A 20,014-nucleotide genomic window follows, 5' to 3' on the forward strand; every position below is an offset into this window, starting at 1 on the left:
GATTGATAATGCTCTGGCTGATTCATTTTGACGTTCTAGACTTCAATCTGCTATTCGCAGATTGAAGTCTGAGGTTTAGACAATTAGATATAAAAAAGGTGAATTTTTACTTGCTACTTGCTACCTTTGACGTAAGCATATAATATATACAAGTGATAGTTACTGAAGAATTTAGTCGGTTATAAAAAACTTATGTTGGGGAAATTTAAAATGTTATCGGACTTGTTTCTTAATGTTACGATTCTAGTATCGTTTCTTTTTGTGTTTGGCTTAGTTTTCCGAAAAAAGGATTTTCGGAATAAACAGTCTCTAAGAATACAAATTTTAATTGGGCTATTGTTCGGGTTTTTAGGACTTATATTAATGTTCTATTCGATTGATGTTTCTAAAGATGTCATTATTGATTTGAGAAACATTGCCATTATAAGTTCTGGAATTTTAGGTGGTCCTATATCAGCTATAGCATCTTCTTTAGTGATCGCTATTTTTAGAATCATCAACTTTGGAATTAATAAGGCATCTATAACTGCTTTTTTTGTGGCATTATTCCTAGGTTCAGTTTCTTCCTTTATGTCCTTGTGTAATTGCTCAAGGTTAAGGAAAATTATTATCTTATTCCTATTTGCCATGGTTATCTCAACAGGTGCCTTGACTTATTTAATTCATGATCAAGGTGAGCTATTTAAAACTCTAGCTTATTATTGGGCAATTTATTCGTTGGGAGCAATATTAACTTACATTGCCCTTGAGTACATAATCATGACGAATTTAACGTTTAAAATTATGTCCACCAACACCCTAATGGCGGAAAATTTACTGGATATGCTATCGACACATAAACCCGATGGCACATATATCAACATTTCGACATCATCTGAGTATTTATTGGGATACTCCCAAGAGGAACTTATAGGGAGTAACATATTAAAACTTATCCATCCAGAGGATATTACGCTGGTTAAACAATTTCTCATACCCGATAAACTGAAGCATCAAACCCAGACTTATAGAATGAGAAGGAAAGATGGTAAGTTCATTTGGGTGGAAACTAATGCCAAAACGATAAATATCAAAGGTGAGATATTACCGGAGATTGTATGTGCTACTCGTGATATTACGGAAAGAAAAGCAGTTGAACAGGAGCTTAAAGATGCCAAGGCAGAGGCGGAAAAGCTGGCCTCCATTGATTATTTAACGGGAATTTTGAATAGAAGAGCATTTATTGAACGACTTAAAGCAGAGTTCAATCGTGCCGAAAGAGAAGACCTTCCGATTAGTTTAATTTTGACTGATATTGATCGTTTCAAAAAAATTAATGATACCTATGGACATAATGTGGGAGACTTAGTTCTAAAGGAATTCACAAATTGTCTTGAAAGTACTTGCCGAACTTATGATTTTCTTGGACGACATGGGGGGAAGAATTTGCAATTTGTCTTCCTCATACAAATTGCGAATTAGCCACGACAATTGCCGAACGCATGAGAAGTAAAGTAGAGCAGCACGTAATTGAATTAATTGGCGTTAGGGAAAGTATTAGAATAACATCAAGCTTCGGAGTTTACTCCTATAAAAAGGGGAATCTACCGATATAGAGTTCTTAATCCAGAAAGCGGATAGTTCCATGTATCAAGCTAAAGAAAATGGGCGAAATAGAGTTTGTTCGATATGCTAATTTGAGTATGCAAGTCCTCACAATGCTGAGGGCTTTTTTAATTTTGCATAGCGCTGCTTATGACGGTCTTAAGTAAATAGACGGTCACTATCATTTAGAGCTTTTGAAATTTTGAGATATGCCCAAGTAACTGCCGTATGCCAGATAAGATAGATTGCTAAGGGTATAATGAGCGTACCCCAGTTCCATACAAAGATACCGAGATTCTGAAGAACATTTGAAAAGAGAACACTGAAAAAGGCGGCTGCAATTGGAAAGATATAAATCCACGGTTTTTCTCTGGGTAATAAATATAGATATAAAACATAATATATCGTCCAAGCAATTAGAGGAAAAAAAGGGATTCCTTTAAAACAAAATGGGCCAAAATTGATGTAACCGCCCAAGCCAATAATTTTGGTAAATAGGATGACCATCATCATGTCGGTGAGGAAACCAAAGACAATGCTATAGCGCAATAAATAACGAATAGCTTGTCTGGGTACAAGTAAATATGTGATTATGAACATGCAAATGGTATAAATCGGATAGATAAAATAAGTAGGCAAATAAGTCCAACCTCTTTTCAATGGTATTTTAATTAGATTGTGTTAATTGCCTGTAATTATTCTGCAATCAAAAAATCTCTTTCATTGACAGATCATAGACAAACCATTAATTGGTTTCAGGCCTTAGGTGATATTATTTCTCCTATTATTGGTAAAGCTGCCAGCGAACTTAGTAATTTAACGATTACAAATCTTTGAGCCAAAATGCTATTGACCTGTAACTTTTAGCTTATCGAATTTACAAAAAAACGGAAAATAAAGCTAATTGTTCCCAATCCGTATACATAAATAAACTTACGATTGATTTAATCATTGAATCATAATAGAATACCTTTAATCGACAATTTTCGAGGATATATTTTCAAGATGGTACTAGTATTGTCTAACTGTTTTTATGAACAATCAGGAGGTTATTTTTTATGAAGCTTAACTCTTATTTAGAAATCATAGGTGAATTACAGGACCTCTTTGATACTGAGACTGCCATCACATTGCTTAATACTGAAAAAGTGCTTGCTGCTTATTCTGGGCCACGTCTAAACTTAAATCTAACTATCGGAGATCTTATCCCGAAAAACACAGCGACGGAAGAGGCACTGAGAACTGGACGACGAATTGTTAAACGTATACCAAAAGAAGTTTTAGGAATACCATATGTTGGAATAGCCCATCCAATACGAGAATATGGGGCTATTGTCGGATGTATTACCGTAAGCATTTCGACCGAGAACTATGATAACTTACTGAAGGCAGGGCAGGAAATTTTTTCAGCGGTGGAGGAGATCTCAGCGATCTCAGAAAACCTTGCAGCTACTTCCGAAGAACTTGCCGCAACTACTAAAGCCATGATCTATGATACAGATAAAGTTACCGTGGAAGTTGAGCATACCCAGAAAGTGACAGCGCAAATTAACAAAATCTCTGCCCAAAGTAACATACTTGGGATTAATTCGTCCATTGAAGCCGCTCGTGCCGGAGAACATGGTAAAGGTTTTTCTGTTGTCGCAAATGAAATAAGAAAGCTGGCCGAGTCTACGAAAAGTTCTACGGATGAAATTGAATCCGATCTTAATGGGGTACGTATTTCAGTCAAAAACTTAGTAGAATCAGTGAAGCAACTGAGTGGAGTGACTGAATCACAGGCCGTTGCTGCGACAGAACTCTCCAACGCTTTATTGCAAATTACTCAAATGGCAGAAAAACTTGTAATGATGGGGAATATCTAGTTCTTAATATGTTGAAGAAGGTGGAACAACTTTGCTCCTCCTTTTTTTTGCTTGCAACTATGGGAGTAGTTATAATTATTGTCGCTTATTTATGGTTGTCTCTTTGTCTTAACCAATTCTTAAGGATAATTAAAGGTTTGTATGGTATCTTCATTAATAGATCGAATAGAATAATCGTTTGATCAGTACTCAGAAATAAGTGTGAGTAAGGAAGTGTTTCAGTTTGCCGATACTATCAGGACAAACCTTGAATAAAGTGACGAAGGCTTTGTTGGCTCCAGTCAGACCGTTCCAGGTTTTTCTAGATGCTCCCAGCCCGACGCATGTTCACTGTTTACAACAAGCATATAATGTACTGGGGAAAGATGGAAGAGAAGATGTAGTAACTTATTTCCGCCCCTATGATGATTGGCTTACAAAAGGGTTGTTTTGGGCAGATCAAGGTTGGAAAAATATCTGCCACTATTTTTTTGACCCCCAAAAACAGGGGAGATTGCACTGGCCAGGGGCGGATGCAGAATGCCAGTACTATTTCAACAAAGCTATTGCCATGTGTCATCAAAACGTACCTAAAGGTATGTTCTATCTAGGGGCTGCTTTACACCTTGTACAAGATATGTGTGTACCTCACCACGCCTTAGGCGTTGTTTTTGACGGGCATCAAGAATTTGAACGATGGACAAGCAATAATCTGCAGTACTTTACTGCCAAGCAAAACGGGATATACAAGCCATTCACACACCCAAGCCAATGGATTAGGTATAATGTTGAAAAGGCCGCACTTTTCTATCCCCTTGTTTCACAGGAAAAAGGGTGTAGCGAAGAGAACTACTATGTCGCCGCTGGAGAACTTCTGCCGCTCACTGTTTACACAACAGCTGGTTTCTTGGTTTTTTCTAAACATTTTTTACAGAGGGCAAAGTTAACTGCTTAACTCTAGCAATTAAATAATTATATTAAAAGATTAGGAGGAAGCTTAAATCATGACGTTTTTGCAAACGCTTATAATAGCGATTGTCCAAGGTGTTACCGAATTGTTTCCAGTAAGTAGTGTAGCACACAGTGTTTTTACCCCTTATGTTTTTCAGTGGAAACTTGATCCTCAGTTTTTACAGGATAACTTTTTACCTTATGTCGTTATGCTCCATTTAGGAACTGCACTAGCCTTACTGGTATTCTTCCGAGATGAATGGATAAGTATAATCCGCTCAATCCTTAACTCCCAGAAACGGGACTCCTTGAGGTTACTTTTGTTGATATTGGCCGGAACTATTCCAGCTGCCATAATTGGCGTTATTTTAGAAAAACCTCTTACACATCTGTTCAGCAACGTAACCAGCGCGTCCATTTTTTTGATGGTCAATGGCCTGTTATTATATTTTGGTGAGAAAATTAAGTCGCGTGGCAAGAAACATATCAATGAGTTAAGCTATGGGCAAGCTATTATAGTTGGCTTGTTTCAATCGTTAGCTTTAGTCCCTGGCTTTTCTCGTTCTGGGGCAAGTATTACTGCTGGCTTTTGGATGGGACTCAAACACGAAGAGGCCGCCCGATTTTCTATGCTGTTAGCAACCCCAATTATTGCTGGGGCCAGTGTCCTTGAGATCCCCAAACTAATTAAACATGGGTCACACGGATTGCTTCTTACCTCTCTTACTGGTGGTTTATTTGCAGGAGTATTTGCCTTCATTGCTGTTTCTATTTTGATGCGTTGGTTTAGAAAGAAAGAAATTAGTGCTATGAAGCCTTTTGCTTATTATTGTTGGATTGTTGGAGGATTAATTTTATTAACTCGGTTGATTTAATTAGTACCCTACAAACCATATTTTGCTCATCACAAAAAAAGTAGTTATCCTTAATTTTGGATAACTACTTTTTTTTGTCTAACGGCAAGGCTTATTTTAACTGAACTTATAGATGTGTTTAATGAGATTAAGGCCTTGAGATATAATGCGTGGGCTGATTTTTTGCGCAAAACTTATGCATGAGTTGACAAAACTCCGGCGAAGTGCAGTATACAACTTTTCATCCTTTTGCCTTATAAAGTCCCAGAGTTCGTCTGCCTTGCAGCTAAGCCCTTTGTCCTCTGCGATATAGATATGAGTGACGGTGATTGCTACCATCATTGAAAGATAGAAAAGCATGTAGCGTTTAAGATTCTCACATTTAATGTCTTTGAAGAGATCGTACGCCTCAATCATCATGCGCGTTACCTTAAGCTGCTGGTCAATCTGTTTAATCATAACCTGCGTGTTGACAGATTGACCAGCCCGGCCAATTAAATAGTGATATGGAGAACAGTCCAGATAAACTAAGCTTTTTACATAGGGCAGAGGTAGATAGGCGAAAAGATTGTCTACATAAAATGTGTGTTCCGGCAGCCTGATGCCACACTGTCGGAGTAATTCCGTTCGGTAAAACATGGAATGCATGAGCATCAGCTGGTCTAAGCGAAAGCGACGCATACTGTCCCATGAAATTACCTTACCCTGTGGGAATATATTACTATAGCGCATGACTTTATGTTTACCGTTATAAGAATATTCGTAGACATAATTTGTGATCAGCAGGTCTACGGCACCGATGCTGCGAAGCAACGAAAGCACCGACATGTAGTCTGAAGTATCCAACCAGTCGTCGCTGTCGACAACTTTGAAATAGATACCCGTGGCTACCTCAAGTCCGCGGTTAACTGCCGAGCCATGGCCACCGTTTTCTTTCTGCTCAAGCCGGACAATTCCAGGAAAGCGCTCGCAGTATTCACGGGCAATTTTCGCCGTGCTGTCTGTGGAACCATCATCCACGACAATAACCTCCACCTCCTGCCCGCCCTGCACTACTGTATCAAGGCAGTGGTGAAGATAGTCCTGCGAATTATAGGATGGTACGACAATTGATAAAAGTTTAATATGATTCATCTCCAAATTAATTATTTTATCCGTTTTAGTGTCAGCCATTTAGTGTCCTTCTGCCGATTTATATGCCACATCTTGGTGAACGCTTTTCCGTATTGCCCGTGAAGGGATTTAATGTAAAGGAAAATGCCCAAAGGGAGGAGTGCAGCATATTGTATTAGATGCAATAACAAGCTCACGGACAGTGCCGTGGTCTGATCGATTCCCAGACCCCCAAGGCCCAGAATTGTTCCGTATTCAAAAAGGCCTATGGCACCCGGCGTTGCCGGTATAAAATTAATGATATTGGTTGCGGCAAACACGGCCAGCGACATGCGAATAGAGGCCATCCATGGGAAGTCGAAGGCCACAAGTCCGAGCCATGTCGACACGAGCAGGAGGATCCATGATAGGATCACCCAAAACATCATTTTTACAGTATCAAAATTTAGATATTCACTGAAATAGCTGCGAAGCCGGGGAAGAAAAACAATGAGAATCATAAACAATATTAACGCGGCAATACAGAGAAATGTAAGAATCCATAGTGCCTTTAATAGGTTTTGGTCCTTGAACCCAGCAAATGGAACTGCGAGAATTGAAAGCATCATAATTGCTGCAAAATCTGCGAAGGCCGGAATAACTAGCAGATTTGTTCGCCGTATAGCACTGTACCCGCTAGGAAAAAAGGCTGCCCGCAACCCCTCGCCGACATGAAATGGCAAAACCATGTTGGCAGCATGTCCTATACCGACGATTTGAAGTGCCGTCATTCTGTCCATGTCTCGGTCAATACCACGTGTATAGGCAAGTCCGCGAATATAGTTGGCGTACACAAAGATTATCACAGAAACTACAGTAAAGCTCCAATTGATGTCCGAGTGGAAAAGACCCTCTACATTAAGGCCTTTAAGTGCCCCAATGGAGTAATAAATAACGATGGCGGTGATGGTTAGACCTATAGAAAGCTTCAGTTTTGTATTAGTGGGCATTCCTTTGCTCCCTTGGTTCAAGATTCTGTAGCGTATTTTTTCACACGCGTCAATTAAATTTATAGACTTTGCGTGCTATGTTATATAATCTGACGGTGATTCTGTTACCGGAACTACCGGGCAGGTTTGCAACCATTCTCAAAAACCTGCTGATTGCATGATGGTAGAGGCCGTTATCGCAGCTAATAAGGAAGGACCAAAGTTTTTGTTCCTTCTCATTGTCTTCCTTAGTGCCGGAAATTCTCAGAAATACGGTGCAAATTGTCATCATCATAGCTAAATAGCTAAGCATATAACTGGACAGCTTTTTGCTGGATATGCTCCCGGGGAGGCGGTGACACCCTATCATGAAGCGAGTTACCTGAAGTTGCTGGTCAATTCTTTTTAGCATTACGCTTTCATTGACAGATTGGTCTTCCCGCCCGATAAAATAATGGTAAAGATCCACATCTAGGTAGTAAATAGCTTTAACAAAGGGAAGTGGCTGATAGGCAAAAATATTGTCGACATAAAAGGTATGTTTTGGCAATTTGAGGTCACATTCGTGCAATAATTTTGTTCTGTAAATCAACGAATGCATAAGAAGATATTTCCATGGAGCAAACCTCTTCATGTCATCCCAACCGAACATCTGATTGCGAGGAAAGACATTGCTATAATTTATAACGTGCCTGGTCCCATCCAGCAACTTTTCGTAGACATAGTTGCATACCATCATATCGGGAGCAGAGTTGTCACCTACTAAAGTTTTAAGGGTTTGCAGCACCTCAATCATACCCGGTCCGTCGATCCAGTCGTCTGAGTCTACAACTTTAAAGTAAAGACCGGAAGCGTTTTTAATGCCGGTATTGACCGCTTCGCCATGTCCTCCGTTTTCTTGATGGATCACCCGTATTATATCAGGGTATTGTTCTGCATACTTGTCGGCAATTGTTCCGGTGTCGTCGGTAGAACCGTCATTTACAATAATAACTTCCGCATCATTTCCGCACGGAAGAAGTGTATCAATACAGCGTTTCATATAAGCCGCTGAATTGTAGCATGGTACAGTGAATGTAATTATCTTCAATTTGGGCGCTCCGTTCTGTAGCTTTGAATGGGTATAAAATAAGATTTTAGAATACTAAGTTCATTTCTCTATTAGGGTGTCGGCAAGCTCCAAGGCCTTCTTAACTATAGCGTCCATGTTGTAGTATTTGTACTCCGCAAGTCTACCCAGTAAGTGAAATTGAGGAAATTCATCGGTAAGTTTACGATATCGTTCGTAAAGGGTGAGATTCTCAGGATTTTGGATTGGGTAATAGGGAGTCTCGCTGTCTGAACCTGTATAAGCCCGTGGATATTCTTTAACTATGGTAGTTCGCCCGTCAAGGGCTTGTCCAGTGAGGTGTTTGAATTCGGTAATGCGGGTATATTCTTGGTCAACTGGATAATTCACAGTCCCCTTGGACTGGTACCATGTGGTATTGTGCGTTTCAAAGACAAAATCTAAAGTCCTGTACGGCAGGCGTCCGTATCGGCAGTCAAACAGTTCATCTGTCGGTCCTGAGTATACTACAGTGCCGTTGAAAGGATGACCGTCAAAGAACACTCCCCCGGATTCTAGCCGGAGTCGCCTACGTGCGTCGGAATTGAGATGGAGCTCAATATTGGGATGATCTAACAGGCGCTCAAAGAGTGAAGTATAGCTCTTAGCGGGGATACCCTGATATGTGTCCTGAAAGTAGCGGTTATCATCTGAGATAACTACAGGCACTCGTGCGGTAACCAGAGAATCGATTTCGTCGGGAGCCAGTCCCCATTGCTTTTGCGTGTAATATAAAAAAATGTTGTTATATATGAAATCCGCGATTTCAGCAAGTTCTGCATCAGGCTGTCGGCGCAGATCCAAGATGGGCACCTTGCTACCGAATCCATAGATGTCGATCAACTTTTGCTCAATGCGCACTGCTTTGCTCGACTCAAAGGCCAAATGGAGCGAATTGAGATTAAAAGGAATGGGTATAAGCTCCCCATGGATATTGCCCACAACCTCGTGGGTGTAATTTCGCCATTGTGTGAACCGTGAGAGATAATCGAATACCCTTTTACTGTTCGTATGAAAGATATGAGGGCCAAACTTATGAACAAAAATTCCGTTTTCATTCATAAAATCATAGGCATTCCCGCCTATATGGTCGCGCGATTCGAGGATCAATACTTTTTTACCTGCCCGTTCCGCCAGTTCACGCGCTATAACCGTGCCTGCCATGCCGCAGCCGATGACAAGACAATCACAAATTGCTCTATTTTTCAACCTAATTCTTCCTTACACATCATAATGTTATCTTTAATATCAATAGCTGAGAACTCAAGATTTTATTACTATGGCCTGATTTATTAAATCACCATACCTCCCTGTTTATGAGTTTTCTGTGTGTGCAAATTTTCATTTTCTCAATCATACCACCAGCTAAACAATACTGCTATACTTAGTAGTGCTGTTAGTATACCGAAGAAACCTTTAATTTCTCTTTGAAGCGAGTAATATTGTTAAATAATTGGTAAGTGATTTTCTTCAACTAAATTGAGCCACTCCCCCCAGTTTGTTTTGACCTAACTTTATCTACCCGATAGAATCGCTCAAAAATATGCCCCAAGTGTTCTGGAGCAATGCCCGCATCGAAGTCACCACTTCATCTGATAAGCGACGCTTTCGTCTTGATTTCCTTTCACCAATTCTAAATTATTAAACTTCCTATTTATAACAACGTACTATGACTAATCCAGTTACAATTCCGACAACTATACCACCCATGACCTCAATCGGACTATGTCCAAGAACCTCTTTTAGGCGCGCTGACTTGATATAGATCTCTGTTCTTAATTCACGATTCAACGTCTCGATGGTTTTTGTTAATTCATTAAGTATTATTGCATGTTGACCGGTCTGCCTTCGTACACCTGCTGCATCATAAATCACTATCATTGTAACCGCTGTCGTAATGGCAAAATATGGATTATTTAAACCATATTTAAGCAAAGTCGTAGTGGTTAATCCCACCATAAGTGCTGTGTGGGAGCTAGGCATTCCTCCCGGGTTCAACGCAGCGCGCCAATTCCAGGAGTGCTGAATCCAATAGTTTATTGGTATTTTCAGGATTTGAGCGACTATTGCAGAAAGTATAGCCGATAAAAGAAGAGGATTATTCAAGCACAAATTACCTCCCGGAGATTTCATAGATTATTTGCTATATTAAGAACTGGCTAATTTGGGTGTGATAGTTAAATGTACAACTGTTCCATCGTCTGTAATTCGGAAAACTTGAATTTGTTCAGCTTTCTCGCTCCATTACAATATTTGATCCTGAGTCGGATTTCATTAATCCAATCCTAATAAGTACCTATTTCTGTGAGAGTGGGTGTTATAGGCGAGCTTATAAAACTCCAAAAGTTGTTCCGCTGACTCATCCCACCCAAAACTACGTGCAACATTATAAGCATTTCTTCCAATTTTCCACCGTATGGTTTTTTCGTTTAATTTTAAAATAGTTTCCTTAAGGCTATTTGGATCATCTGGTAAATATAGCAATCCTGTAGTGCCGTCAACGATCTGCTCAGAACTCGGCCCAGTTCGGGCTGCAACCACGGGTAGTCCCGAAGCCATTGCCTCTAAAATGACTAGCCCCAACGTTTCCGTGATAGAGGGAAAAACAAAAATATCCGCAGAGGCGTAGGCCTTCGCTAGTTTCTCACCATGAAAAAAACCTGTGAAGATACAATTAGTGTCTCGAAAATAGCAACGTAAGGTTTCTTTATGTGGCCCGTCACCGACAAGAGCTAGACAAAGATTTGAAGAACCTTCAAGTACATCGCGAATTCTTTCAATTCCCTTTTCAGCAGCGAGCCTTCCGACATACAAAAGAAGTGTTTTCTCAGGTTGTCCATTCGTTAAATATTCTCTCATGGTTTGATCATAATTTTGAGAGCCGAATTGCTGTACCGCCACGCCACGTTTCCATACATGTAGATTTCGAAATCCTCGGCTTGTTAATTCATCTTTAACAGACTCTGAAGTACACAAGTTCACATCTGCTTGATTATGCAAGATACGAAAGTATTTCCACAATAGAGGCAAAAGAAAAGGTAATCGGTAATAACTAGAATACTGTGCTATATTCGTATGGTATGAGGCGACAAGTGGTAGCCCTAAGCGACGGCTGTAATAAACACCAGATGCTCCTACCAGAGCTGGATTGACAACATGGACTATATCCGGTCGAAATTCTTGCAGATACTTTTTTACTTTATGTGTGGGCAAAGAAAACTTTCGATCCGGGTAAAAGAAAAAGGTACGAGCAGGTACTCCTTTAACTTTAGCGCCCTCGAATTCGTTAATACCTAAGTCTGGAGCGATAATGAGTACTTCGTGTCCGCTCTTTTGGAGCCACTGAATGGTAGCACATAGACGGGTTACGATACCATCGGTTGAAGGTAAAAAAGTCTCCGTGACAATTGCAATTTTCATTCCTATTCACCTGTTCAGGTCCAACTGATGCTCGGTAACACATTTTCGTTGATAAGACGTTCCTTGTGTTCAAGAACAGAGCAAAAGATGCCAGTTAATACTTCATTGGTTAGCAAGTGCGGTTCTAAACCTAGATCATGCAACTTGCTGTGCGCTGCATGATAATAGTGTTCTTCTTTTTCTATCCGAGGATTTTCCAGGTGAATGATTCGAGTGTCAAAACCCTTTGCACAAGCAACCTCTTGAACTTTATGGGCAAGGTCTAAAACGGAGAATTCTTCAGTAAATTGGTTAAAGACGCGGAATTCCCCGTGTTCGGCCGGATTTTCTGCCGCAATTTCAATACAGCGGATGGTGTCCATGATGTTCAGGAAACCGCGCGTTTGGCCACCTTTTCCATAAACTGTTAAGCCTTGTCCAACTGCTGCCTGAGTAAGAAAACGATTTAATACCGTCCCAAACACAGCATCATAATCTAAGCGATTGACTAAAAGGGGGTCCCATAGAGTCTCCTCGGTATGCAAACCATAAACAACACCTTGGTTTAGATCGGTTGCTCGTATCCCCCAGGCTTTGCAAGCGAACATGATGTTATGGCTATCGTGTACTTTGGAAAGATGATAGAAAGAACCGGGCTGTTTTGGGTAAGGTAATATATCTTCCCGGCCATTATGTGTTATTTTAAGATATCCTTCCTCAATATCAATATTTGGTGTTCCATATTCGCCCATGGTACCTAGTTTAATGAGATGGCAATTTGGAACCACTTCTTTAATTCCATAGAGGACGTTAAGAGTACCCACTACGTTATTCACCTGCGTAAAGACGGCATGTTCACGGTCAATCATAGAGTATGGGGCTGAGCGTTGCTCAGCAAAATGAACAAATGCTTCGGGCCTGGTTTGAATTAAAACCTCCCGCAAAAAGTCATAATGGTTTAAGTCTCCAATATAAGTTTTTATTTTTTTACCCGTAAGCTCTTGCCAGCGAGTAACACGTTCATCTAGGGTAGCGATTGGTGTTAAAGAGTTGGAATGGAGTTCATGGTCCCATCTCCGACGCACTAAACTATCAACGATAATGACTTCGTGTCCCTGGTTAGATAAATAGAGTGCAGTTGGCCAGCCACAAAAGCCATCTCCTCCAGCTACGATAATTTTCAATTTAGTTCCTCATTTCTTTCATGTTGTTAACTTTACTTCCTCATAAACTACTACCAAAGATTTTATTAATATTATAGGGATCTATCATATAAATATTTTGTTAATAATTGGCAGGAGAGGCAGGAGAGTAAACTAAGCCGTTTTAGCTCTCTTAAAAACAAAATATTTCATAAACAAGAAGCTGGCGATAGAAGGTGTTACCATCGCCAGTACCTTAGAGATATTTTGGATAAACCACACGGACAATCGACAAAGGGTTAAAAAATGTATACCTCCCAAAAATACTAGATTACTTATTATTAAGCTTACCCCAGCTTGAATAAAGAAATAGACCTTTTCGCGAAAATCTTTACGAGCATGATTTCGGAAAGCAATACGAGAATTCCAGATATAACTGTTCATAATTGCTAAAAGGTAGGCCACTGTATTAAAGATAATGAGTAATGTTGGGTTATTAGTAGGCCAAAGCAATAACGCAATATCTAAAAACCCTAGATCAATGAGAGCATTAAGGCTACCGACTAGAATGAATTGCAGGAATTGTCCCTTTAAAATATTATTATGGCGTCTTGCAGTTAACAATAAATCACTGGCCACTAGTTTCACCTCCACACTAACAATAAACTTTATTCCTTTGAAAACCCTTAGAAATGTATCAAGTATTTGTTAAAATTTTTCTTGTCTTTATCCACTGCCAGGAAACACTTTGAGGTAAGTAATCCACCATTCCAACTAAGTACCCACCATCTGTGTATAATTTTGATCATTAATTTGTTATAACTTTGAAGTCTTTTGATTATTTCTCATTTAATGGAATAGCCATGACAAAGCCGTAGGGTAATTACAAACTGTTATTATGTAAAAGGGAGAGCGTTAAGCCCTCCTTAGTTCGTTTATTCCAATAAGATTAGAAGGTATTTATTACAAGATAACTTCTAAATAATCGGCATAATCGGCTGCTGATTTTATAACTTTGATTGTTAATATTGGTCAAATTGATACTAATACCATCCGTAGGGATATGGGGTATAGGCATAGGGATACGAGGATGGGTAGTAGCGAGGTCTTGCTATAGTAGCCCCTAAACCTAAACCCAGAGCAAAGGGGAGAAATCCAAAACCGAACATGAGATCAACTCCTTCTATATATTATGCTCCATAATATGGTAAATATCAATGTCTTGTGAATGAAGCCCTTTAGAAATGGCTACCACCCTGAATGGATGATAGCCGATACAGCATAATACTTTAGAAAATAACGCCCAAGTGATAGAAACAAAATAGCAATAGCTTTAATTCACATAATTTGGAGCGAAACCAAAAAGGGGAGGGGGTTTTTGTAAGATTATTAATATCACTATTTCTAAGCGTTTTCTAAGATAAAAATGTTAAAGTTGAATTTGAAATGATATAGAGAGGGGACTAAGTGTTGGGAATAATTACTGATATAGGTCGCGATATTGTCATTTTTATCGCTGTGTTATTTAGATCAACCTTTTATTACATAACGAGCACTATGCAACATGCCAATAAATCAAAAATTAATAACTCGATATAAAGAAGAAATATACCCCTATGTCCATTTATACGGGGTTGAATTGAGCTTAGCCCTAATGTCACATAGTTGAACTTCGTATATGATGCAGAAAAATTAATTCAGAGCCAGGATATATTTTAACCTACTGAGGAGAAACAGACATCATGGATTTGCAAAGATTAATCGTAGAGTTTACGTTCTTGTTAATAGTTTCATATATAATTATCCCCAATCTCGTACTACGTTGTGTAGGGATCGATTCTTGGAAAAATCAAAATGCCTATGGTGTTGCCATTACGTTTGATGACGGACCTCATCCGGACTATACTCCTAAAGTTTTAGAAATTCTTGAGCGGTACAAGGTTCCAGCAACCTTTTTCGTTGTCGGAGAAAATGCCGATGCTTATCCTGAGTTGATTAAGGAAATTCAGGGACATGGACATCAACTTGGCATGCACTGCCAACAACATATTTGTTCCTGGTTTCTAAATCCTTGGACAACTTGGAAGAAGTGGGATGAAGGGGTTGCTACCTTAGAACGGTTAACTGGGCAAAAGGTGGAATGGATACGTCCACCGTGGGGAGTTTTCAACTTGGCTCTTTGGTTATGGTTAAAATATCGAAAAAAGAAAGCAGTTCTTTGGAATGTAGAGGGTCATGACTGGCTTGCTCAACGAAGTCCAGAGCAAATTGCAAAACGAGTTCTAAAAAAAATATCTGTAGGATCCATAGTATTGCTGCACGATGCTGGGGGGCAACCGAGAGCACCCGAAAATACTATTTGTGCGTTGGAAAGCATCTTTCGAAATGTTGAAAGCGAGAAAAAGTTGCCTTTTGTTAGTCTGGATTTGTCCAGTTAACTGTTTGTAGGTTGATATAGCAAGTTGGGCGGCCGTCTCTAAGTTGTTGTGAACGAATAAATAAGATGAAATGTCTGATGGAAGGAGAAGAAGAGTTGAACTTTTTGGAAAGTATTAGGATCTCTATCAGAGCTTTGAGAGCAAACAAACTAAGATCAGCTCTGACGATGCTTGGGATGATTATCGGGGTAGCAGCGGTCATAGCCATGGTTGGTATCGGCAATGGAGCAACTGCACAAATCACGTCTCAAATTCAAGGACTAGGTTCAAATCTTCTCACGGTTAGCCCGGGCCAATCTAACTCAGGAGGGGTTAAAGGGGGAGCGGGGAGTTTAACAACCCTGACTATTACGGATTTAGCTAAGATTCAAGTCGGAACGGCCGTGAAAGCAGCAGCACCCTATACAGATAATGACTATCAAGTGGTATATGGCGCGGGAAATACGCTAACCCAGATTAGTGGAACCAATGAGAGTTACCAAGTTATTAAAAACGTTACCATAGCCAGCGGTCGATTTATTACAAAAGAAGATGTTGATAGAAATGCACGGGTTGCAGTACTAGGTCCCACCGTAGTTACAAATCTAATGGGAGATCCTAACGCCAATATCATTGGGAAGACGATCAAGATAAAAGGTGTGCCTTTTCAAGTAATCGGTGTGACAACCAGCACTGGGTCAACTGGCTTTATGAGTAGTGACGATATGATTCTTGCCCCGATTACAACCGTTCAAGAGCGCTTAATTGGAAGAAAGACGTTGCGTAGTATTCTAATCTCAGCTACATCAGCAAATGAGATTCAAACGGCACAAGATGAGATTACCTTAGATATGCGCAGAGCTCATAAGATAAAGGATGGCCAAGCAGATGATTTCACGATTCAGAATCAAGCGGATGTGTTGGCTTCCATGCAAGGAGTCACTCAAACCCTAACAATGCTTCTTGGAGGAATTGCGGGGATTTCACTACTCGTCGGGGGAATCGGGATCATGAATATTATGCTTGTTTCAGTGACAGAACGAACTCGCGAGATTGGTATTCGGAAAGCCATCGGGGCTAAAAACAACGATATTCTATCGCAATTTCTCATCGAGGCAATTGCTTTAAGTATTTTGGGAGGCGGGATTGGTATTATTCTTGGTTCTGCTGGGTCTACTCTCATCGGGTCAGCTCTAAAGATGAGTACTAGTATTTCAATAACGTCAGTGTTAGTAGCCTTTGGCTTTTCGGCCGCGATTGGTATTATTTTTGGGGTATTCCCAGCTCGAAAAGCCGCATCAATGGATCCAATTGACGCGCTAAGGTTCGAGTAAGTTGATTAGGTTCCGAATACGTCCTCTATTTTGTTCTTACCAGCGATATTCAATTAGAATCGCTTAAGGAGACAATCGGATGAATTATCTGAATCAACTGGTTCAGTTAATATCAAGTGATCTGTGGCTTGTCCTATTCAATTGGCTCTTATCGGAAACGATGGGGGCCTTTCGTTATTAACTACTTTGGATCATCATGTTCAATTATTCCATAATGGAATAAGCAAAGTCCAAAGTCTGTGATCGGTTGAAAGAATGAACTAAACTCCAAAAGTAATCGACCGCAGAGCGTACCAATGATAATTCCAGCAATGACACTTTAATTTGCATTAAAAAATTATTAAATCCTTTTTATTTTAGACAGGATAGATTTTAACCAGTAAGCTTCTTAGTTAACCCCAATTGTTTATTAATTTTCCTAGTATATAGAGAGCCACGAATAGGGCTTGTTTTTGTATTCAACAATTTTCACCATTTTTCATCTTGTTTTAATCTTTGAATGGTAAAATAGCATATCCTTGGAGTCTAAGCTATACCTAGTGATTTAGTTAGAAAAGGAGAAGAAGAGTTTTCATGAAAAGCAAGCGCAGAATTCGATTGAAAGCTATTATCGCGTTTTTAGCCTGTAACATTATCCTTGTTGTACTGCTTGCTCCTTTTGTTTTGTTCTGGGGCCCTTTCAGGCACTCAAAGTAATGGCGGTTGGCTCAGTTTATACCTCACGCCATCCTCAGGTTGTCAAGGCTTTTCTTTCCCAAACAGAAATAGACAGGATTATGAATCTTAATAATTCTCAAGGAGTAAGTAACGGTCGAACGATTGGGCGTAAAAAGGTGATGGCTGATACAGGTTCAGGTATTACCATCGAAGATATTCAAGGTCCAAACTTCAAAGGGAAAGTGATGCTGATCAAGGACCCCAAACGAATAAGAGTGGCGGTTACTAAAGAAATTGGGATAACGGGAGAAAGGGTCAGTGATCTTGTTAAGGACACGGGAGCGGTTGCTGGCATTAATGCGGGTGGGTTCTATGACCCAAATGGTAAAGGAAACGGAGCATTTCCAGACGGTTTAACGGTGCACGATGGAAAAATAGTCCACAATAACGTGGATAATAAGACTGTTAATATTGTGGGGTTTAATGATCAAGGGAAATTAATTATTGGAAATATGACAGCGACTCAAATATCAGAGAAACACATCCTTGAAGCTGTTACCTTTGGCCCCAATCTTATCGTAGGTGGAAAACCCGTTATTTCGGGAGACGGTGGCTGGGGGATTGCACCCCGTACAGGGATCGGGCAAATGGCTGATGGGACTGTTATTTTTGTGGTTATCGACGGTCGACAACCGACTTGGAGTATAGGAGCAACCTTACGAGACCTCATGAATGTCTTCGATAATTATCATGCTGTAAATGCAGTCAACCTTGATGGTGGTTCTTCGTCAGAACTTGTCTATAATGGCCAAGTAGAGAACAAGCTTTGGGATATTTTTGGCGAGCGCTATATTCCTACTGCCTTTGTTGTTACCCCGTAGGTTACGGAGTTATCTTAGTTTTCAGGAAGGCTTGAAAAAGGAGAAATCTGGTATGAAGAAGAAACTACGCATCGTTTTCGTTTGGACAATGATCTCAGTACTTTTGCAATATGGAGGTTACTATATTCTAAATAGCCAAGTTCAAAAAGTTATATCCCCTCCGCCCGCGGCTAGCACTCAACCGATTACGACCCAGCTCAAAGCCAATATCCCTGCCATCGATCTTACAGATGTTAAAATTTCTTACGCTAAGGATTACTTGGCTTATGCGGAAAATGGTACCTTGAAAGTTTTTAATCTCAAAAAGAACAAAGTAGTTTTTCAAAAGGCGCCGCCCTCCGACAATGATAAAAGTTTGGGTGTACTTATGTACCAATGGTTGCCAGACCGTAATACATTACTGTATTTTTATGCCAAGAAAAACCCCGATCCAGTAAACTATGTTACTGTTTATCCTCCTAATACTACGATTCAGGTGCCGGCATCAGCTTCTGGTTCAATCTCGGTACTGCCGAAAACAGAAGATCCCAATCAAACAATTGTTCACGAAGTTCCAAAAACAGTAACCAAAGAGGTAACTGCAGCGCCTCATCTTGAAAAACGATATGGAAATCCGCAAATCACAGAGCTATACTCCCTGGATCTCCCCAATAGTGACGAAGATACTGCTCCTGATGATCGGTTTAATCAAACGATTGACGCCTTTCCAGCAGGAGGTAACATTGAAAACTTGGTTGTTTCCACGTCCACCAATTTGATGTACCTCACTGTAAAAGATGCTTCAAGAGAACTGCTATTAGAAATAGACGTGATGAAAAACGTTCGAACCTTAAGTCAATCGGGGGAGACGATTGACAATATGGCTGCCTCAGATCGTTATGGAACTCTTTTTCTGGACAGTAAAGAAGGTGGTATCCATCGGATCATCGCTCTAGATGGCGCAAAGCGTCAAATAATTTCCAGGAATAGTAATGATGGAATATTAGGTATTAAAGATGGAAAAGTGTATATTGGGGAGGTACAAAATAACGAACTCATAAAAATTGAAACAACACCTGACCTTATCCACATGACGAATAACTCTTCACTGACGACTGAGTGGGAAGGTGCGATTCCATTTAACAACAGCTCGTGTACGCTGATTGGTGCTAAAGGACAAGTGATCGTTTATGATCAGCAGAAAGCCTATATTGATACAGCGGGCCGTCTGACAGAGGTTAAATTACACGGGGATGAGAATTACATCTCTGATGATGGCGCTGAGCTCATTCAACTCACAAAGCAAGGAACATCCACTTTAGTAGAGGTACAACCACTCCAGTCCTAAGAGTTATAGAGCCAGCAAGAACTTCCTTCGCTGACTTTAATGTTAGTTTAATCCTCCTTTAATGTTAAAGCATTAAGATTAGCTTAGAAAGGAGATGAATTACATGATTGCATCGATCGGAAGTACCAGTATGTTACCTAAAATGACATTGGTGAACCAAAATGTCACGGCAAGAACGGGCACGAGCGAAGAAGCGAAGGAAAGCATGAGTGAGAGGATATCTGAAGCTCAGTCTTCATCAGCCAAAGCGACAAAAAGTCAAAATCCAACATATCTAGGAAACAAGATTGACCGTCTAGTTTAACTCAGTACGCTGGGGGTTTTCAGAGCCGCATCGTCGTGTGCTCTGGAACCCTTGGCCAGAGGAACATTATTACATTAAGAAGTCCAGGCCTATTAATAGTAAATTATAAGCGGGTTTGGAAGATTAAGATA

Annotated in this window: 18 protein-coding genes and 1 pseudogene; 9 read left to right on the top strand and 10 right to left on the bottom strand. The window is 40.1% G+C overall.

Annotated elements, in window-relative coordinates; translation table 11 throughout:
* The first annotated feature begins 261 nt into the window (after nt 1-261).
* On the top strand, nt 262-1,461 hold the full coding sequence (locus VZF35_RS17715; protein WP_407307011.1) for a diguanylate cyclase: 1,200 nt from the start codon (nt 262-264) through the stop codon (nt 1,459-1,461).
* A 282-nt stretch (nt 1,462-1,743) separates the two neighbouring features.
* Here VZF35_RS17715 and VZF35_RS17720 read toward each other — a convergent pair whose 3' ends face one another.
* Nucleotides 1,744-2,223, bottom strand: coding sequence for a hypothetical protein (locus VZF35_RS17720; protein ID WP_407307013.1), 480 nt, complete (start codon nt 2,221-2,223; stop codon nt 1,744-1,746).
* Between the two features lie 419 nt (nt 2,224-2,642).
* Here VZF35_RS17720 and VZF35_RS17725 point away from each other — a divergent pair, with 419 nt between their 5' ends.
* The 3 genes from VZF35_RS17725 (at nt 2,643) to VZF35_RS17735 (ending at nt 5,254) form a co-directional block, all read left to right on the top strand.
* Nucleotides 2,643-3,449, top strand: coding sequence for a methyl-accepting chemotaxis protein (locus VZF35_RS17725; RefSeq protein ID WP_407307015.1), 807 nt, complete (start codon nt 2,643-2,645; stop codon nt 3,447-3,449).
* A 223-nt stretch (nt 3,450-3,672) separates the two neighbouring features.
* Nucleotides 3,673-4,383, top strand: a complete 711-nt coding sequence (locus VZF35_RS17730; protein ID WP_407307017.1) for a zinc dependent phospholipase C family protein — start codon at nt 3,673-3,675, stop codon at nt 4,381-4,383.
* Between the two features lie 49 nt (nt 4,384-4,432).
* Entirely contained in the window at nt 4,433-5,254 is an 822-nt protein-coding gene (locus VZF35_RS17735) for an undecaprenyl-diphosphate phosphatase (RefSeq protein WP_407307019.1), read from the top strand.
* 96 nt (nt 5,255-5,350) lie between these two features.
* Here VZF35_RS17735 and VZF35_RS17740 read toward each other — a convergent pair whose 3' ends face one another.
* The 9 genes from VZF35_RS17740 to VZF35_RS17780 form a co-directional block, all read right to left on the bottom strand.
* Nucleotides 5,351-6,406 (bottom strand): glycosyltransferase family 2 protein, encoded by a 1,056-nt coding sequence (locus VZF35_RS17740; RefSeq protein ID WP_407307021.1) that lies wholly within the window; start codon nt 6,404-6,406, stop codon nt 5,351-5,353.
* Nucleotides 6,379-7,335 carry a lysylphosphatidylglycerol synthase domain-containing protein gene (locus VZF35_RS17745; protein ID WP_407307023.1) on the bottom strand — a complete coding sequence of 319 codons (957 nt, stop codon included), beginning with the start codon at nt 7,333-7,335 and terminating at the stop codon, nt 6,379-6,381. Before VZF35_RS17745 ends, VZF35_RS17740 begins: the two co-directional genes overlap by 28 nt.
* A 49-nt stretch (nt 7,336-7,384) precedes the next feature.
* Nucleotides 7,385-8,404, bottom strand: a complete 1,020-nt coding sequence (locus tag VZF35_RS17750) for a glycosyltransferase family 2 protein (protein ID WP_407307025.1) — start codon at nt 8,402-8,404, stop codon at nt 7,385-7,387.
* Between the two features lie 60 nt (nt 8,405-8,464).
* A complete protein-coding gene (gene glf / locus VZF35_RS17755) occupies nt 8,465-9,631 on the bottom strand; it encodes a UDP-galactopyranose mutase (protein ID WP_407307027.1) in 1,167 nt (388 codons plus the stop codon).
* Nucleotides 9,632-10,072: 441 nt separating this feature from the next.
* Nucleotides 10,073-10,528, bottom strand: a complete 456-nt coding sequence (locus VZF35_RS17760) for a divergent PAP2 family protein (RefSeq protein WP_407307029.1) — start codon at nt 10,526-10,528, stop codon at nt 10,073-10,075.
* A 168-nt stretch (nt 10,529-10,696) separates the two neighbouring features.
* A complete protein-coding gene (locus tag VZF35_RS17765) occupies nt 10,697-11,842 on the bottom strand; it encodes a glycosyltransferase family 4 protein (RefSeq protein WP_407307031.1) in 1,146 nt (381 codons plus the stop codon).
* 14 nt (nt 11,843-11,856) lie between these two features.
* On the bottom strand, nt 11,857-13,005 hold the full coding sequence (locus tag VZF35_RS17770) for an NAD-dependent epimerase/dehydratase family protein (RefSeq protein WP_407307033.1): 1,149 nt from the start codon (nt 13,003-13,005) through the stop codon (nt 11,857-11,859).
* Nucleotides 13,006-13,137: 132 nt separating this feature from the next.
* The gene (locus VZF35_RS17775; RefSeq protein WP_407307035.1) at nt 13,138-13,602 is read right to left on the bottom strand and encodes a GtrA family protein; all 465 of its coding nucleotides are present in this window, start codon (nt 13,600-13,602) and stop codon (nt 13,138-13,140) included.
* Nucleotides 13,603-14,006: 404 nt separating this feature from the next.
* On the bottom strand, nt 14,007-14,132 hold the full coding sequence (locus VZF35_RS17780; RefSeq protein WP_407307037.1) for a hypothetical protein: 126 nt from the start codon (nt 14,130-14,132) through the stop codon (nt 14,007-14,009).
* Between the two features lie 573 nt (nt 14,133-14,705).
* On the opposite strand from VZF35_RS17780, the gene VZF35_RS17785 reads away from it, so the two are divergent.
* From VZF35_RS17785 to VZF35_RS17805, 5 genes and pseudogenes are all read left to right on the top strand, one after another.
* A complete protein-coding gene (locus VZF35_RS17785) occupies nt 14,706-15,401 on the top strand; it encodes a polysaccharide deacetylase family protein (RefSeq protein WP_407307038.1) in 696 nt (231 codons plus the stop codon).
* A 95-nt stretch (nt 15,402-15,496) separates the two neighbouring features.
* Complete coding sequence (locus VZF35_RS17790) at nt 15,497-16,714, top strand: ABC transporter permease (RefSeq protein ID WP_407307040.1); 1,218 nt, start codon at nt 15,497-15,499, stop codon at nt 16,712-16,714.
* A 573-nt stretch (nt 16,715-17,287) separates the two neighbouring features.
* Nucleotides 17,288-18,252: pseudogene (locus tag VZF35_RS17795) on the top strand (phosphodiester glycosidase family protein).
* A 52-nt stretch (nt 18,253-18,304) separates the two neighbouring features.
* Nucleotides 18,305-19,579, top strand: coding sequence for a hypothetical protein (locus tag VZF35_RS17800; RefSeq protein WP_407307042.1), 1,275 nt, complete (start codon nt 18,305-18,307; stop codon nt 19,577-19,579).
* Nucleotides 19,580-19,682: 103 nt separating this feature from the next.
* The gene (locus VZF35_RS17805) at nt 19,683-19,883 is read left to right on the top strand and encodes a hypothetical protein (RefSeq protein ID WP_407307044.1); all 201 of its coding nucleotides are present in this window, start codon (nt 19,683-19,685) and stop codon (nt 19,881-19,883) included.
* Nucleotides 19,884-20,014 lie beyond the last annotated feature (131 nt).

Source organism: Desulfosporosinus paludis (assembly GCF_045689965.1).
GTDB lineage: Bacteria > Bacillota > Desulfitobacteriia > Desulfitobacteriales > Desulfitobacteriaceae > Desulfosporosinus > Desulfosporosinus paludis.

Coding starts and splice junctions, on each gene's coding strand:
- VZF35_RS17805 (WP_407307044.1), top strand. CDS start 19,683: ATGATTGCATCGATCGGAAGTACCAGTATGTTACCTAAAATGACATTG.
- VZF35_RS17740 (WP_407307021.1), bottom strand. CDS start 6,406: ATGGCTGACACTAAAACGGATAAAATAATTAATTTGGAGATGAATCAT.
- VZF35_RS17785 (WP_407307038.1), top strand. CDS start 14,706: ATGGATTTGCAAAGATTAATCGTAGAGTTTACGTTCTTGTTAATAGTT.
- VZF35_RS17800 (WP_407307042.1), top strand. CDS start 18,305: ATGAAGAAGAAACTACGCATCGTTTTCGTTTGGACAATGATCTCAGTA.
- VZF35_RS17765 (WP_407307031.1), bottom strand. CDS start 11,842: ATGAAAATTGCAATTGTCACGGAGACTTTTTTACCTTCAACCGATGGT.
- VZF35_RS17780 (WP_407307037.1), bottom strand. CDS start 14,132: ATGTTCGGTTTTGGATTTCTCCCCTTTGCTCTGGGTTTAGGTTTAGGG.
- VZF35_RS17735 (WP_407307019.1), top strand. CDS start 4,433: ATGACGTTTTTGCAAACGCTTATAATAGCGATTGTCCAAGGTGTTACC.
- VZF35_RS17725 (WP_407307015.1), top strand. CDS start 2,643: ATGAAGCTTAACTCTTATTTAGAAATCATAGGTGAATTACAGGACCTC.
- VZF35_RS17745 (WP_407307023.1), bottom strand. CDS start 7,335: ATGCCCACTAATACAAAACTGAAGCTTTCTATAGGTCTAACCATCACC.